A 15,632-nucleotide genomic window follows, 5' to 3' on the forward strand; every position below is an offset into this window, starting at 1 on the left:
GCTAAAGCCGGGCGCGCGCGGCCTCCAGCACGTCCGGGGCGACATTGGCTTCGAGCCGTTCGCGCAACGTCGCGCGGTCCTGCTGGTAATCGTCGATGGTGCTGTCGCCTGATTTCAGCAGCCAGTAGTAAGCTTCGCCGAAATCCTGGGGTGTGCCTTCGCCCTTGGCCAAGGTGAAAGCATAGAGGAACATGCCTTCCGTATCGCCGCCTTCTGCCGCGCGGCGGAACCAGTCCGCTGCCGCCATATCGTCGCGTGATACACCTGCGCCTTGATAGACGATCAGCCCATAATCGGCCTGAGCAGCGGCGTGGCCGCCTTTAGCGGCAAGGCCGAGCCAGTAGGCAGCCTTTTCCTCATCGGGACGGATTTCGAAGGTCTGTGAATACATCACGCCTGCTGCATAGGCGGCGTCGATGCTCCCGGCCTGCGCGGCCTGTTCATAGAGTTCGAGAGCGCGCGCCGGATCGCTTTCCAGATAGGTGTCGGCCAGACGTTTGGTTGCGTCCCGATCAAAGGCGGCGCTGGCGCGTTCCAGCAGACGACGCTCTTCCTGCGTATCGGGGGCTACGCCGCGTCCGGTGCGGTTCATATCCGCCAGCGCCAGTGTTGCATCATTGCGCCCGGCGTCAGACGCGCGCAGCAGATAGGCATAGGCGTCCGTATCGTCGAGGCCGGCTTCGCCCGCCAACCCCATTTCGCCCAGCGCGATTAGCGCGTCAGGATGGCTCCGCGCCGCCGCCATATCGTAGTAGCGGCGCGCCTCGACCAGATCGGGCTGACCGGCTTCGCCCTTGCGCAGAATATGTCCGCACAGCACGGCAGCGTCGAGGCTACCATGATCCGCCGCCATCTTGCCGAGGCGCAAGGCTCGGTCAATGTCCCCTGATTGATAGGCGTTGAGGGCCGTTTCGAAGTCGGCGGTCGTCTGAACGGAGGATGTGGTCGGTGCGTTGGCGAGCGCTGGGTTGGGCGCTAGCTGAACTCCGCACAGAGCGAGGAGAGCAAACGCACAGACGCCGCCGCGCCGTCCGGATACTGCCAGACCCCGCTCGAGACCGCGATAAAGTCCGCGCCCGCCGCGATCACGGCTTGCGCATTGTCCGGCGTGATGCCGCCGATCGCGACGACCGGTGTTTCCATGGCCTGTTGCCACCATGACAAAATCTCCAGCTCGGCGCGGGTTTTGGGGTCTTTCGTCGGCGTCTCGAAGAACGCGCCAAAGGCCACATAGTCCGCACCTGCGCCCGCCGCTTCGAAGGCGAGCTGTTTCGAATTGTGGCAGGTCACGCCGATAATGGCATCCCCGCCGAGCAGTTCCCGCGATGACAAATAGTCCATATCGTCCTGCCCGACATGGACCCCGTCCGCGCCGATTGCATCGACCAGATCGGGGCGGTCATTAAGGATGACAGCCGTGCCGCGTTGCTGCGCCCGCTTGCATATGGGCGTGGCCATCTGAACCAGCGCTGAATCCGTCAGGCCCTTCAGCCGGATCTGCAGACAGGCGACAGGCGCCGCCGATAGAGCCCCATCCAGCGTCTCCAGAAACGCTTCCAGATCGTCGATCTGCGGCGGTGTGATCAGGTAAAGCTGGCAGCGAGGCTCGGACATGGAGCTGAAATGGCGGTTGCGGCACGATTTGCCAAGTGATGTTGGGCTTATCTTTCGTGCTGCGCAGTTCCCAGTCTTGGTATTTATTGCTGGGGACGGGCTTTCGTTTTCTGCAATCCTCCGTCATGACAGCTTCATGCGTATTCTTATTATCGGCTTTTTCTCTCTCATTCTGGTTGCGTGTCAGCCCGCGCCGTCAGGCTCGTCAGACCCGCTTGCCGGAACGGATCATCGTGATGGCTTTCTCGCATTGCATGTAAACGACGCGACCGGGCAGGTGCTGGCGACCCTGCCGACACCGGGCGATGACGGCATTGCCTTGCAAGCGATCCATACGGCCCGGCTGACGGCGGGGCTGGGCTCCAACCCGGTCGGACTGGATCGCGGCTGGGGCGATGGCGGCAAGGTCGTAATTTTCCGTCAGCGGGGCGACCGGATCGTGCTGGAACAGCCCAATCTGCGCTACCGGGCCAGTCCGGACAATCCGCTGGAAGAACGCGCCGTGGCGGAAAGCTTCGCTCCGTCCTTTCTCGCCAGTTTCGACATTATCGACCGTAGTGACGGTCTTCTGATCGACATGACAGGTTTTCTGACCAGCGATGTGCTGGGATTGCAACAATATCTGTCCGACGCCGGCCAGGGCAATTTCGCGCTCAAGGCGGACCGCACGCTGATTGACACCGATAATGTGTTCAGCTTTCCGGACAACGCGGAATTCGATGTCTTCTTCACGCTGGAAACGTCAGACCCGGGCCGCGAAGTCGCGACCACGGCTGCCAATGGCAGGACGGCGACCCTGATCCAGCATCACAGCTTCGTCCGCCTGCCCGATGACGGTTACTCGGTGCTGCAGTCCGATCCGCGCATCGCCGCGATCGAACAGGTCCATTATGATTACAGTGCGCCGCTCTCCGCCCCGATCGAAACACGGCTTGCCCGCCGTTACCGTCTACAAAAGGACGCAGACGGCAACACGATCAACCCGATCATCGTCTATATCGATGGCGGCGCGCCGGAACCGATCCGCTCCGCCCTGGTTGAAGGCGCGGCCTGGTGGGGCGAAGCCTTTGCGGAGGCCGGCTTCCCGGATGGCTACAGCGTCGAAATCCTTCCCGATGACATCCATCCACTCGATGTGCGTTACACGGTCGTGCAATGGGTGCACCGCCAGACGCGTGGCTGGTCCTATGGTGGCGGCGTGTCCGATCCGCGCACAGGCGAAATGCTCAAAGGGCATATCAATCTGGGATCCTTGCGCGTGCGTCAGGACCGGATGATCTTCGAAGGGCTGCTGGGGGCGGATAAGACCGATAGCGGCGATCCGGATGATCCCGTGCAACTCGCCCTGATGCGCATCCGTCAACTCTCCGCCCACGAAGTCGGCCACGCGCTCGGTTTCATGCATAATTTCGCGGGCAGTTCCGACGACAAGGCTTCGGTCATGGATTATCCGGCCATGGATGTACGCATCGTGGATGGCTCCCTGGATGTCACCAATGCTTACGGTGTCGGCATTGGTGACTGGGACATCTTTACGACGAAATGGCTCTATGGCGATTATACGGACGCTGAACGCGAAGCCTTGATCCGGGAGGCTTACGGCTCCGGACTGTCCTATGTCGCCGATGCCGATGGCCGCAGCGCGGGCACGGGCCATCCAGACGGCAGCGTCTGGGATAACGGCTCCGACGCGGTGGCGACCCTGCGTGAGGTGATGGCGGTTCGCCGCATCGCGCTGGACCGGTTCGGGCCTGACAACCTGCCCGATGGCTGGAACCAGTCCGACCTCAATGCGGCGCTCGTGCCGATCTATCTCTACCATCGCTACCAGACAGCGGCTGCGGCCAAGTCGATCGGTGGCATGCGCTTCGATTACGGGCCGAACGGCGCGGCGATAGCTGCCGATATCGTGTCACCGGCGCGGCAGCGCGCCGCCCTCTCGGCGGTCCTGGCCACGCTCGATCCGGAAGCGCTCGACATTCCCGATAGCGTTCTGGCGCGACTGACACCGCGTCTGGGCTCCTTCAGCTTCGCCGATAGCGACCGCGAACTGTTCCGTCAGACAGCCAGCCCGGCCTTCGACGTGACCGCCGCCGCCGACACGGCTGCGGACCTGACCTTCGATGTTCTGCTGGACGCGCGGCGTCTGGCCCGGATAGCGGAATTTCACCGTCGCGACGCGGCCAATCCCGGGCTTGACGAATTGATGGCGCAGACCCGCACCACCGTCATGGGCTTTTCGCGTGACGGACGGCAGGCCGACATCGCCAACACTGTACGGGCCCGGTTCGCCTATGCGCTGGCGGATCTGGCTGCGGGCGAACATCCACCGATCATCCGCGCCGCAGCCGAGGAAACGCTGGGTCGCATGCAGCTCGAAGCCTCACTGTCTGGGACGGTTTTCGATCGCTGGCTGACCCGCGAAATAGAACGCCTACTGGATGCGGAGCGCGACGTTGCGGCCCTCATCCCAGACCCGCAAACCCTGCCGCCCGGAAGTCCGATCGGGCAGGACGGATTGCACTAGACATGCCGACCTATCGCGGCGGCTGTCACTGCGGCGCGGTGCGGTTCGAATTTGATGGCCCCGATCTGGTCGATGTGACCGACTGCAACTGCTCGCTCTGCGCCATGACCGCCTATGAGCATGTCTTCGTCCCTGACGCCGATCTGCGCGTTCTGTCCGGTCGGGATCATCTGACCTCCTACCGGTTCGGGACACAGACGGCGGAGCATCTCTTCTGCCAGACCTGCGGGATCAAGCCGCTCTATCGCCCACGCAGCCACCCGGAGGCGTGGAGTGTCAATGCACGCTGCGTCGAGGGTCTGACGATCGCTCAGCGCATCGCTTTTGACGGCCAGAACTGGGACGAAAACATTACCGGGCTGCGCGCAACGCTGGACGGTGACTAAGGGTGGGCAAAGGGTGGGTCGATGATCCAGAGCCTTGAAGCTGACCGATGGGCCTGAGAGATGGATCACCGGATTAAGTCCGGTGATGAAGGAGGGTAGAGGGCTGCCCCATCCTTTCGATAAGGATACTTCCACCTGTCCGTTCCCACCGACTTGATTGGTGGGTCCATCACCCAACCATCTCTGCTGGATAAAACGGCAGGAGATGGGCAACATGGTCGAGCCGGCCTGAGCGGAAGAATTGGGAAGGCGTTAGAGAGATAGAACCTCGCTTATGGCTTTTGGGACGATTGTTGTTTCAGCATTCTACCGCCAATCCCACAAATCCGATCCCCCTCCCTTTTCCATGCTTTCTTAGCCTCACCCACTACAGGCCGGGCACGCGATGCCCGGCGGGCCTGTTCGCTAGGGCCGGGATGACGTATGGCGCGGCCATGTCCTATCCGCCCCGCCAGAATATCGATGACGATCCGGCCTTTGTCCGGCGTATCATGGCCGATTACGGTTTCGCTCTGCTCGTCGTTGAAGGTCTGCACGCAACCCAATTGCCATTATTATGGCGTGACGAGGGGCCGGAAGGGACGCTCTATGGACATCTGGCGCGGAACAATCCGATCTGCGATCATCTGGATGGCGGGGCGGCGCTGGCTGTGTTTTCAGGCCCGCATGGCTATGTATCGGCGCAGCTTTATGACGATCCAACCGTCCATGTCCCGACATGGAATTATGCTTCGGTTCAGCTGCGCGGGCGATTGCAGTCCCTGCCGGACGAGCATGTGCTGCCCCATCTCAACGATATGACACAGGCCTATGAAGGGCCTGACGGCTGGGCCGTTGCGGATGCGAAAGCCTATGTGGCGGCTCTACAAAACGGTATCCGGGCGTTCCGCCTTGTGGTGGAGACATGTCAGCCACTCCGGAAAATGTCTGCAAAGGCGGGTCCCGCCATGCAAAAACGTATTATTGACGCGGCGCGCATGCGCGGTGAACACGCATTTGCCGACGAGATGACTCGCATAATGAAAAAGGAAACGCCGTGACCGACCTTCTAAGCTACGACCTCACTGATGATGTCGCGACCATTCGTCTCGACGATGGCAAGGCGAATGCCTTTTCCAATCTGATGTTTGACGCGATCAATGCGGCGATGGACCGCGCCGACAGGGAGGCGAAGATCATCGTCATTCGCGGACGTGACGGTATTTTCTCTGCCGGATACAATCTGAAGGAACTGATGCAGGGCGGCGACACAGCCGTGCAACTCGTCAAGCGGGGGTCCGACTTTGCGGTCCGGATGATGGAAACACGTAAGCCCGTCATTACGGCTGGCGATGGTCATATCGTCGCCTTGGGAGCCTTTTTGTTTCTGGCGGCGGATTACAGGATTGGGTGCAGCGATCATTCTGGAACCGCGTTCCAGGTCGGCTTGCCGGAAACGGCCAAGGGTCTTCCCATGCATAATTTCGGTCGCGAACTGGCGGCGCCGCGTCTCAATCAGCGCTATTTCTCGCGTGCCTTTATCAATGGCGAAATGTTCTCGCCGGACGCGGCGGTCGATGTCGGCTATCTGGACGCCGCCGTGGATGATGTCGATGCCGGCGTGGCCAAGGCCGTCGCCTTCTTCAAAAGCGTCAGCCTGCATGCCTTTGCGATCAACAAGCCGCGCGGTCATCAGACACTGCTGCCCGTGCTGAAACAGGCCATTATCGACGATATGGATCTGCAGATCGGCTGAGCGTCGACCCGGACGACCGCATGCAGCGCGTCAGCATCACGCTGCCGGATGGCGATATGTCGGCTTTGCGCTTCGGCGATTCGGGCGCGCCGCTCCGGCTCGTCTTCTGTCATGCCAATGGATTCAATGCACAGAGCTACCGCGCGATCATCGAACCGCTCGGCATCGCAGCGCTGGCGCTGGATCTGCGCGGACATGGCCGCACAGCCCTGCCGACGCCTGTGTCCGACTTGCCGAACTGGCAGATATTCGCCGCGGATATTGCCCGGGTTTTCGATCAATGCGTCGACGGGCCCGTCGTGCTGGCCGGGCATAGTTACGGGGCGGTCAGTGCGATCCTGGCGTTGCCGCAGATCGCACACCACCTTTCCGGCTATGTCGGCTTCGATCCCGTGCTGGTCCCGTGGCTGTTTCGCACGATTGCCGCGACGCGCCGGGGCCGGGCCTATATGAAGCGCCGCATACCGATTGCGCGCAAAGCCGGGCAGCGTCGTACCGAGTTTGACAGTCTTGAGGCCGCGTTCAAGCGCTATCAGGGCCGCGGCGCTTTCAAAGGTGTGCCCGATCCCGTCCTGCGCAATTATCTGGAAGGCGGTCTGTCCCCCACGGATGAGGGGCGTGTGCGCCTGGCCTGCGATCCGGCGTGGGAGCAGGCGATCTTCGTTGCGCAGTCCCATGATCTATTCGAACAGGTGCCGCGACTTCCGGATAATTCGCGGCTGATTTTCGCCGGGGCGCGCGGGCGCGTCAGTACGCGGTCCCAACGCGGGACGCTGCAAAGGCTGCAACCACGCATATCGGTCGAATTCGAGCCCGAACGGGCCCACCTCTTTCCGCTGCACGATCCGGATTTCGCCGGCCGCGTCCTGCAGTCCGTCCTCAAGCGGGCGGGGCAAGATCCGCGATCGTGACCGCGTCGAGCGCGTCGCGCTGTGTCCGGGTCGGCATCACCAGACGGCGCGTATTCAGATCGAACAGCGCCCCAGCCGCGTAACCGCCCGCCAAGGCCGCGCCATCGGTCTGATCGACGAAATTATGCATGATCGTGCGGACCATGCCGTCGCTCTGCGCTACGCCCGAACGCAATTCATAGGCAGTTCCAGGCGTGATGATTCGGTGCATGACCAGACGCATTTCCAGCGCGACGGCTGAAAAGCCGGCGGCGATGAAGTCTGGATCGGCAAATTCCCCCCACCCTTCCCGAAACCAGCCGAGTGTGGTCGTTACCCGGCGAAAGATCTGGGAAAAGGGAATGTGACCGGCGGCCAGTGTTTCATGGGGCCGGAATATTCCGCCTCCGAGTGTCCCCACACCCGCCTGGTCCAAGGTGGCGGCATCGAAGGCCGGGACTGGCGTATCGATGGCGATGCTTCTGGCGCGCGCCGGGGCGGGCAGCTGGTCGCGCATCTTGTCTGCCGACTCTCGCAGGCGGGACGGCCACCGGAATGTCCGGTTCTCCGGCAGGTAGACATGTTCGATATGCTCGCTCAGCGTCGCGGCAATCCGACCATCGAGATGGTACATGACATGGCCGACCCGGGCCGTGCTGGCCTCCAGATCGATCAGCGCGCTCTCGATACGCAACGGCTGACCGGGCCGGGCTTCGGCCAAATATTTGATGTGCACGTCCCGGGACCGGATGGTCGATACGGCTTTAGGCTGGAACGCGGTTTCCAGACCCAGCCGGACGAACAGGATCATGCGGGCCTGTTCGAATTTTTCCAGATAGATCGACATGTTGAGATGGCCGAGCTCATCACATTCCCATGCTGAACATTCGCCAGCCCATGTCGTGCGAAACATTGTCGGACAGGCCCTAGGCCGCCGCGCGGCAATCGGCACAGGTGCCGTAATGCTCAATCACGGACCGGGTGATTTCGAACCCGTCCGGCTTGCAGTCAGCGTGATCGTGGGCGTGGCGCTCCTCGACATGGCTGCAGGCTTCGCAAATGAAGAACTCGGCCAGATCGCCCTCATGGCTATGATCGCAGGCGATAAAGGCATTGAGCGCTTCGACCCGGTGCACGAGACCGAGGCGCGACAGGAAATCGAGCGCGCGGTAAACGGTGGGCGGTTTGGGGCTGCCGCGTTCGGGCTTGAGCTGGTCGAGTAGGTCATAGGCTTTGACGGCTCCGCCATCGGCGATGACCAGTTCCAGCACATGTTCGCGCAGCGGGGTGAACCGCTCGCCACTGGCTTCACAAAGCGCCCGTGCCGCTGCCAGCCTGTCTGTCATGTTCGCGGTTCCCATAGCGCACAGATAGGGGATGTGCGCCCGGATGGCAAAGGGCAATGGCCCGACCTGAAAAGCCCGGTTGATGGGGGCAGACGGTTCGGCTATGGCGCGGGCTTAATAAATGACCCATGGGCGGCGCCGCACGAACGGGACGGGCGTTTCTCCCTTCCACTCTCCGACTTCATCAAGAGGCGAAAATGGCTGAAGAGCAGCAGATCAGCGTGACTGGCAATGTCATGTTCTACGAAAACCCGGTTCCGCTGAGCCGCGGTAAGCACGGAAAATTCGGCGTCACGCCGACCGACAAGCCGTTTGAATTCATGGCGGATCAGCATTTTCTGCCGATCACAGCCCCGGAATTCGGCTCGGCTGCAGCCTCCTTCCCGATCATTTTTGCCGGTGAAGACCGCTCTCCGCTGGCCGTGATGGGCATCCGCACGGGCGAGAACCTGTTCATCGAGAACGGCGTCTATCATACGGATTTCTACATGCCGGCCTTTGCCCGCCGCTATCCGTTCGTGCTGGCCAACGATTCCAATAATGAGCGTTTCGTCGTCTGTGTCGACGAGGCCGCCGATTGCGTCACCGACAAGAAACCCGCACAGAGCTTCTTCGAAAAGGACGACACATCGCAATATACGAAGGAAGCCTTTGAATTCCTGCAGAACTTCGAACGTGACCGTCAGGCGACGGCCACCATGGTCGAAGAGCTGAAGCGTCTGGACCTGTTCGAGCCGAAGGAAATGAACTTTCAGGGCAATAACCCGGATGGCAGCCTGGCCGAGCGTCAGAAAATCGCCGACTATTTCGCGATTTCCGAAGATAAGCTGCGTGCGCTTGATGCCGAAACGACCAAGAGCCTGGCTGATCGCGGCATTCTGGCCGTGGCCTATGCGCATCTGGTGTCGCTGTCCAACTGGCAGCGCCTGGTCAATATGACGCTGCGTCGCGCGACGGCGGAACAGGAGGCTGGCAAAGCCTAAAGCAAAGCCAGACGATTGATGTCATCAAGCCCCGGCCCTTGCCGGGGCTTTTTATTGGCCCGTCAGCTTTCCTTGCCCATCAGAAACTGACCCGACAGGGCTGCGATCGGCGTGTCGAACCGGTCCTGCCAGGCCCGAACGCGGACATTGGCAACGCGGGCGCCCTGTTTAAAGATCTGTGCGCGCGCAAACGTGTCGACCGGATGCCCACGGCGCAGATAGTCGACCGTAATGCCGATTGGCTTGGGCAATTGCCGGTCGGGATTGTTCAGGATGATCTGGACGATGGCGCAGACTTCCATGAAGCCGCCAACCCCACCGCCATGCAGGGCCGGAAGTGTCGCATTGCCGATATTGCTTTTACGGTAGGGCAGGATCAGGGTGAATTCCTCGCCCATGAAATGCGGCTCGATCCCCAATGTCTGTGCATAGGGAATGCGGGTCAGCAGATCGCGAATGGTCTTCTCGGATGGAATGTCGGACAGGCTCATGACGGGTCTCCCGCAGTGTCGGGTCGTTGGCCTTTCGACAATCGCGCCTTGATGGCATCTTCGAAGGACAGGCGCGGCCCCGTGCTCATGAAAGTGCCCTGCGCCGTCGCGATCGGATCGCTCTCATCGCCGTCATGTGCAACGGCCCGCAGAAAGGCGACATGTTTGGTCGTCTTGTAGCATTCGGCCAATCCGATAATGGTCTCGCCCGGTTTGGCGGCGCGCTGATAATCGATCCGCAGCGACAGGGTCGCCAGTGCCCCCATCGTGTCGAAGCCGGTGAAGGCGGCCAGCCCGCAAGCCTGATCCAGCAGGGTCGTAACCGCACCGCCATGAACGACACGCGTCCGTGCATCGCCGATCAGATGCGTCGAATAGGGCAGGGAGAGCGTGGCCTGCCCTTCGTCGATCGCGACGAATTTGATGCCGAGCTCATTGGCGTGGGGCGTGCTGGCAACCATCGCCGCCCCGACATCCCAGAATAGTTTCAGACGTTCATTCATATCCATGGGATGTCGTCCTTTATGCGGCGTCGAGCGCGGCAAAGGCCGCATCGATAACCCGGTTGGCCCGGGGGTCGCCCATCAGATAGTTACGTTGACGGTTCATGACATAGGCCCCGTGCAGCCCCGTTTTCGCATCGGCGAAGACGGCCGATCCGCCCCAACCGGAATGACCGACCGTGTCAGGGTGCGGACCGTAGGCATAATTCGGATCGTTGCGCATTACGCCTGCGGCAAAGTCGATGGTAAACGGAAGGACGGCGTCCAGTCCCTTGATACGCGACGCCGTCGCCGCGTCTCTTGTCGCTTCGCTCAGAACTCTGCGCCCGGCGATCTGCCCATGGGCGAAAGCCCCCATCATCCGCCCAATCCCGGCAGCCGTGGCCTGACAATTGGACCCGGCCATTTCTGCCTCACGCCATTGTTCGCCGGAGATGCGCGCCGGCGATGACCAGGGTTTCAGAAAGGCGATCCGTTTGATCTCGGTAAGGCGCCCCAGATCGGCCATGGCACGGGGTTTGACGGCCTGGGCCACACGGACGTGATCGCTCGGGTCAAGACCGATATGGACATCGGCTTTGGCCGGTCCAGCCAACTCGTCACTCAAGATTTGCCCCAGATGCCGCCCGTCCGGATCAACCCGTCGTGCGACTTCGCCGGCCAGAAAGCCGAACGTGATCGGATGGTAGCCGCTCTGACTGCCTGGCTCGAACAAGGGGGCCTGATCTTCCAGAATCTTGATCACGACGTCAAAGTCGATCCAGTCCTCGGGCGCGAAATCCGGATTGCGAATACCGGACAGGCCGGACTGATGGCTCATCATCTGTCCAAGGGTCAACGCACCTTTCCCGTGCGCGCCGAAGGCGGGCCAGATTTCCGCGACGGGCTGTTCATAGTCGAGAAGGCCCTGTTCGACCTGCCAGGCGATGACGAGCGCCGCCATCGCCTTGCCGGAAGAATAGACGGAAAACAGCGTATCCGGCGCGACGGGCTGCGTCTTCTGGCGATCGGACCACCCCGCCTGCACGTCGACGACGGGCTCGCCGTCTTTGAAGATTGCGACCTGACAGCCCAGCTCTTCCTCTTGCGCGAAGTTATCGAGGATGGCCGTTCGCACGGCTTCGAAGCCAGGATCGATCGTTCCGGATAGCGGGATAGTATCGCTCATGGCGTGGTCTTTATGGTGAGGTTGGGGGCTGCGTCGTCATGCGCACCCGTCGCTGCGGATTGGAGAAAATGCTGAGCCCGGATCAAGGGGAGTTCTCCGGCGTCGGCGGCATTGGCGGCCTGCATGACGGCAAAGATCGCCGACACGGCGCGTCCCATCGCTTCGCGGGGCGGAGTTCCGGACAGGCGATGGCCCAGATAGGCGGCAGCCAGCGCATCGCCGCCGCCATTGGGAACGCCCTGGAAACGGTCATGCATGATCGTATGTGTCCGACCCGCCTCGAACAGCATGGCCCCGATCTGCGGACCGGAGGTAACGGAGGTAACGAGCGTCTCGTTGATCCCGGTCAGCGGGCGCGGCGGGATCGGGTCGTCTTCCGACAGATTGCCGGTCATGAAACGCCACTCCCAAAGATTGGGCGTGGCAATATTGGCGAGCGGGATCAGCCTGTCGCAGATCGCCTCGGCGCGATCCGCATCGATATAGAGTCCTTCGCGCGCCCGACTGCCATCGCCCATGACAGGATCGACGAGAACCAGTGGAGGGTTCAGCGTCCGGATGATCGTTTCCGCCAATTCGACATGCCCCGTTTCGCCCATATAGCCGGTCATGACGGCGTCGAAGGGCAGGCCCTGCTCCCGGGATTGGGTCTGCACGGCGTCCCACATATCCTCCAGCTGTGAGGACGGGACGATATTGCCACCCGGCGAACCCCAGCCGGGATGCCGCCCGAACAGGGTCGTCGGCAGGACCGTCACATCGATGCCCATACGGCGCAGCACGAAGGCGCTGACGACAGAGCCGACGTGGCTGGTCGCCGTGAAAGAGGATATCATCAGAACGCGGGTCACGTTTGGCGCGATGCCCGTCGTTCGCCTGCCCGTCAATCGCCTGCCCGTCGTTCACCTGTCAGCAACCGCCTCTCAACAATCGTCCGCGCGGCAATTGGTTGACGCAATCCCGTGACGGTTCGTCGCAAAGGCCGAATCGTCAAACTTCGCCGGGCTAAACCGCTTGTTAAGCAAGACAGTCCATGAGCCGTTAACCATGGCGGGCCCTGTCCGCCTTCTATGTTCGACTGTGCGGGGGACGTGATGCGTCTTGCAGCTTTGGCTTTTTCGGCGTTTCTCCTGTCGGGATGCTCCTATCTGGGGGGATTTGGCGACAGGGTTGGCGGCCTTTTTTCCGGATCATCCGGTCAGGCGGCTAACGCACCCTATGGCCGTTCGCCCTATAGCACTGCGCCCTATGATGCGGCGGGTCGCTGTGTCGTGACCCATGCGCGCGCGCCGCTGCCTCCCGGTTGTCATCCGTCACAGGTTGTGGTCCGCCCACAGGCCGAAGCGTACCCCGGCGCGGCCAATCCCACGGGCTTTCCGCAGCAACCGCAATTCGGAGAACCGCGATATACGTCGGGCGGATATGGCAGCCATGCCGGTGGCAACCCCTATGCCCAGGCTCCGGCCCGGACATCCGCGCCGACCTTGCGCCGTCCCAAATTCCGCGCCAGCCTGGATCTGGGGGCTGAACGCAGCATTTCGGGCAATGCGATCGACTATACTGCTTTTCCGCTGGCCCCGACCAATGGCTATCAGCCCAATCTCTATCAGGAAGGTCGCACGGAAGGATCGATCGCCGACGGCGCTGTCACGACCTACCGTTATTATGCCGATGACCGGCTTCAGACCAATCCGGAAGACTGGGACGACGTATCGCAGGGATCGATCTCGCTGTCGGATGCTTGGTCGACCCCGACGACGATCGGTGTTGGCGGCGAATTCATTCTCGGCGACCGGGCGACTGTCTTTGGCCGGGTCGGCTATACGCGGGCCGAGGGTACAAGCGGCGGAGCAGTGAGCGTCGAGGGCACGGTGTTCGAAGAGGCGACAACGCGTATCTATGATGATTTCGTTCTGGTCGCGACGTCGCAGGCGACCGGCTTCCGGACCGGGCAGACCTTGAGCGAATATTCCTATGATTTCTCCGATATGGAACGGCTCGACCTCGAAGCGGGCGGTCGATTCTATCTCAATCCCGTCGCGGGACAGGATACGGGCCGGACTGTGACGCCTTTCCTCGGCGCGTCGGCAGGCGCGTCTCGCTATAATGATGCCTCCTTCACCATCGATCAGCGGCAATTATCCTATCGGTCCGTCTATGAGGCTGAAACGCCCAACTCCTACGATCTCGACATTGCAGGCTATGATCTGGACGGCAACGCGGCCACACCGCCGACGCGCCGAGTGGCCCTTTATGATGCACAATGGGTTCCCTCCGGTCGTCTGAGCGCCGGTGTCGAATGGCAGGTCACGCCTGCGACGGCCCTGGCCTTCGAAACCGGTCTGCGGGTCGAAGGTGCGCGTGATTATTCGAATGGCGCGAAGGGCGACACAAATATTTCCGTGCCGCTGACGCTGCGCGGCAGCTTCAACTTCTAGAGACCGGTGGGGCGGGTGAAAAAACCCGCTCTGTTAAGGATTTGTTCGGCCTTTGAGAACGGTTTCTTAAGGCTAACAGCCTTTAACCATAACAAAGTAAACGTTCGTATCGGCAGGATTCGCCGTCATCGCGAACATGAGGATACGGAGGCCTAAGATGCGGCTTGCACTCCTGGCGATTTCGGCAGCGGCCCTGACAGGGTGTTCCTGGTATGGCAGTGGCGGACATTACGGTACGCACCCATCTATGGCGGGTCATCCGGCCTGTCAGGCAGCGGCGTCCGGTCAAGGCGGCATGCAGGGCTATCAGCACATGTCCTACGGATATGGCGGGACTGCTGGATGCCAGATGGGTGCCTATAGCGCCGGTCAGCCCATGCAGCCTTACGGCGCAGCCGGATACGGGTTTCAAACCCAAGGGGCGCAATCTTACGGGGCCCAAACAGCCGGTCTGTCGCAAGGCTACGGCGCGCAAGGATTTGCGGCCCAAGGGTATGGGACTCAGGGTTATGCGGCTCAGGGCTTTGCGGCTCAGGGCTTTGCAGCACCAGGTCAAGCCATTGGCGGGTTTCAGCAGCCGGTGACGACGTTGGGTGCGGGCGCACCCTTTGGCGCAGCCGTGACAACACAGGCAGGCGGCGGATTTGCCGGCGGAAACGTTGCAGGTGGCGGCGTCCAGACGGTCATCGGCGCGCCGATCTATGTCCCGCAGCCCTATCCGGCCCCTTACGGCGTTCCGCAATTGCGCGGTCCGGTCTGTTGCGGCGTCACGGGTGGTGGCGGTGCCAGCATGCCGTTCGGCGTCGAGCTTTTCGTCGGCACGGAATTTGACAGCTCCGGCAAGCTCTTCACCAAGAAAAGCTCCGGTCCGCCGGATGGCGACACATCCATCGGTATTCGCGTCGGCGAAATCGAGCCAATCGCCTATGAAGACGCATTCGGCAGTGCGACTACGATTGGCGGTGCGCTATCCTATGATCTGTCACGCAATACGACCGTCCTCGGATCGATCAGCACCAGCTCTGCCGAAGGGCAGACGGTGACCAACTATACGACCGTGCAGCCGGGTACGTGGGCCGGAACCACATTCACGCCTGATGCGGGCAGTACGCCGCGCAGCCTCGACGGCACCTTCTCTGATTTGAACCTGACGACGATCGAAGCCGGCGTGCGCCGCTATGTCGGTCACGACCCCGCCTTCCGCCCTTATCTCGCCGCATCCGCCGGCATCGCACACAATAATGACGTGGATTTCGTGCAGACCTATAATGATGACGGCACCGTTTACGGTCAGCGACGTTTTATCGATGCGGGCTGGAGCCCGACCGCCTCTGCCGTGCTGGGGACCGAGCTTGCACTGGGTCCGCGGGCTGCGATCGGTGTCGAAACCGGCGTGCGCTGGCGCGACAATATGGACTCGGCGGCCCCGTCCGAAGATCGGGTCACCATTCCGCTAACACTGCGCGGACGTCTGTCCTTCTGATTCCAGTCTCATCATCCCTATGCAGGTCGGCAAGGTCCGATCTGCAGTTTCATGCACCTGGTTGTCAG

16 protein-coding genes are annotated in these 15,632 nt (G+C 61.6%); 8 read left to right on the forward strand and 8 right to left on the reverse strand.

Going from position 1 to position 15,632, the window contains the following annotated elements; translation table 11 throughout:
* Position 1: 1 nt before the first annotated feature.
* Both AB6B39_RS02435 and thiE read right to left on the reverse strand, forming a co-directional pair.
* On the reverse strand, positions 2-868 hold the full coding sequence (locus AB6B39_RS02435; protein WP_284371430.1) for a tetratricopeptide repeat protein: 867 nt from the start codon (positions 866-868) through the stop codon (positions 2-4).
* A gap of 107 nt (positions 869-975) precedes the next feature.
* Complete coding sequence (thiE, locus tag AB6B39_RS02440; RefSeq protein WP_284371432.1) at positions 976-1,614, reverse strand: thiamine phosphate synthase; 639 nt, start codon at positions 1,612-1,614, stop codon at positions 976-978.
* A gap of 136 nt (positions 1,615-1,750) precedes the next feature.
* Here thiE and AB6B39_RS02445 point away from each other — a divergent pair, with 136 nt between their 5' ends.
* The 5 genes from AB6B39_RS02445 (at position 1,751) to AB6B39_RS02465 (ending at position 7,173) form a co-directional block, all read left to right on the forward strand.
* On the forward strand, positions 1,751-4,141 hold the full coding sequence (locus tag AB6B39_RS02445; protein ID WP_284371434.1) for a zinc-dependent metalloprotease: 2,391 nt from the start codon (positions 1,751-1,753) through the stop codon (positions 4,139-4,141).
* Between the two features lie 2 nt (positions 4,142-4,143).
* Entirely contained in the window at positions 4,144-4,527 is a 384-nt protein-coding gene (locus AB6B39_RS02450) for a GFA family protein (protein ID WP_284371435.1), read from the forward strand.
* A 434-nt stretch (positions 4,528-4,961) separates the two neighbouring features.
* Positions 4,962-5,567, forward strand: a complete 606-nt coding sequence (locus tag AB6B39_RS02455; RefSeq protein WP_284371437.1) for an FMN-binding negative transcriptional regulator — start codon at positions 4,962-4,964, stop codon at positions 5,565-5,567.
* A complete protein-coding gene (locus AB6B39_RS02460) occupies positions 5,564-6,262 on the forward strand; it encodes a crotonase/enoyl-CoA hydratase family protein (protein ID WP_284371439.1) in 699 nt (232 codons plus the stop codon). The genes AB6B39_RS02455 and AB6B39_RS02460 overlap by 4 nt, the downstream gene beginning before the upstream one ends.
* Before the next feature lie 20 nt (positions 6,263-6,282).
* Positions 6,283-7,173 (forward strand): alpha/beta hydrolase, encoded by an 891-nt coding sequence (locus AB6B39_RS02465; protein WP_284371441.1) that lies wholly within the window; start codon positions 6,283-6,285, stop codon positions 7,171-7,173.
* Here the strand turns inward: AB6B39_RS02465 and AB6B39_RS02470 are convergent.
* Positions 7,142-8,065, reverse strand: coding sequence for a thioesterase family protein (locus AB6B39_RS02470; RefSeq protein WP_284371443.1), 924 nt, complete (start codon positions 8,063-8,065; stop codon positions 7,142-7,144). The genes AB6B39_RS02465 and AB6B39_RS02470 overlap by 32 nt on opposite strands.
* A 13-nt stretch (positions 8,066-8,078) precedes the next feature.
* The gene (locus tag AB6B39_RS02475) at positions 8,079-8,498 is read right to left on the reverse strand and encodes a transcriptional repressor (protein ID WP_284371444.1); all 420 of its coding nucleotides are present in this window, start codon (positions 8,496-8,498) and stop codon (positions 8,079-8,081) included.
* A gap of 197 nt (positions 8,499-8,695) precedes the next feature.
* Between AB6B39_RS02475 and AB6B39_RS02480 the strand changes: the two genes are divergently transcribed.
* Positions 8,696-9,481 carry a SapC family protein gene (locus tag AB6B39_RS02480; RefSeq protein ID WP_284371446.1) on the forward strand — a complete coding sequence of 262 codons (786 nt, stop codon included), beginning with the start codon at positions 8,696-8,698 and terminating at the stop codon, positions 9,479-9,481.
* A 62-nt stretch (positions 9,482-9,543) separates the two neighbouring features.
* Here the strand turns inward: AB6B39_RS02480 and AB6B39_RS02485 are convergent, their stop codons facing one another.
* The 4 genes from AB6B39_RS02485 to AB6B39_RS02500 are packed head-to-tail and all read right to left on the reverse strand — an operon-like array spanning position 9,544 to position 12,479.
* Positions 9,544-9,972 carry a PaaI family thioesterase gene (locus AB6B39_RS02485; protein WP_284371448.1) on the reverse strand — a complete coding sequence of 143 codons (429 nt, stop codon included), beginning with the start codon at positions 9,970-9,972 and terminating at the stop codon, positions 9,544-9,546.
* The gene (locus AB6B39_RS02490; protein ID WP_284371450.1) at positions 9,969-10,481 is read right to left on the reverse strand and encodes a PaaI family thioesterase; all 513 of its coding nucleotides are present in this window, start codon (positions 10,479-10,481) and stop codon (positions 9,969-9,971) included. The genes AB6B39_RS02485 and AB6B39_RS02490 overlap by 4 nt, the downstream gene beginning before the upstream one ends.
* 13 nt (positions 10,482-10,494) lie before the next feature.
* Complete coding sequence (locus AB6B39_RS02495) at positions 10,495-11,643, reverse strand: serine hydrolase domain-containing protein (protein WP_284371452.1); 1,149 nt, start codon at positions 11,641-11,643, stop codon at positions 10,495-10,497.
* A complete protein-coding gene (locus AB6B39_RS02500; RefSeq protein WP_371398682.1) occupies positions 11,640-12,479 on the reverse strand; it encodes a bifunctional hydroxymethylpyrimidine kinase/phosphomethylpyrimidine kinase in 840 nt (279 codons plus the stop codon). Before AB6B39_RS02500 ends, AB6B39_RS02495 begins: the two co-directional genes overlap by 4 nt.
* Positions 12,480-12,734: 255 nt before the next feature.
* Between AB6B39_RS02500 and AB6B39_RS02505 the strand changes: the two genes are divergently transcribed.
* On the forward strand, positions 12,735-14,081 hold the full coding sequence (locus AB6B39_RS02505; protein ID WP_284371456.1) for a hypothetical protein: 1,347 nt from the start codon (positions 12,735-12,737) through the stop codon (positions 14,079-14,081).
* A gap of 157 nt (positions 14,082-14,238) precedes the next feature.
* Positions 14,239-15,564, forward strand: coding sequence for a hypothetical protein (locus tag AB6B39_RS02510; RefSeq protein WP_284371458.1), 1,326 nt, complete (start codon positions 14,239-14,241; stop codon positions 15,562-15,564).
* Positions 15,565-15,632 lie beyond the last annotated feature (68 nt).

Source organism: Algimonas porphyrae (genome assembly GCF_041429795.1).
In the GTDB taxonomy this organism is placed as follows: Bacteria; Pseudomonadota; Alphaproteobacteria; order Caulobacterales; family Maricaulaceae; genus Litorimonas; species Litorimonas porphyrae.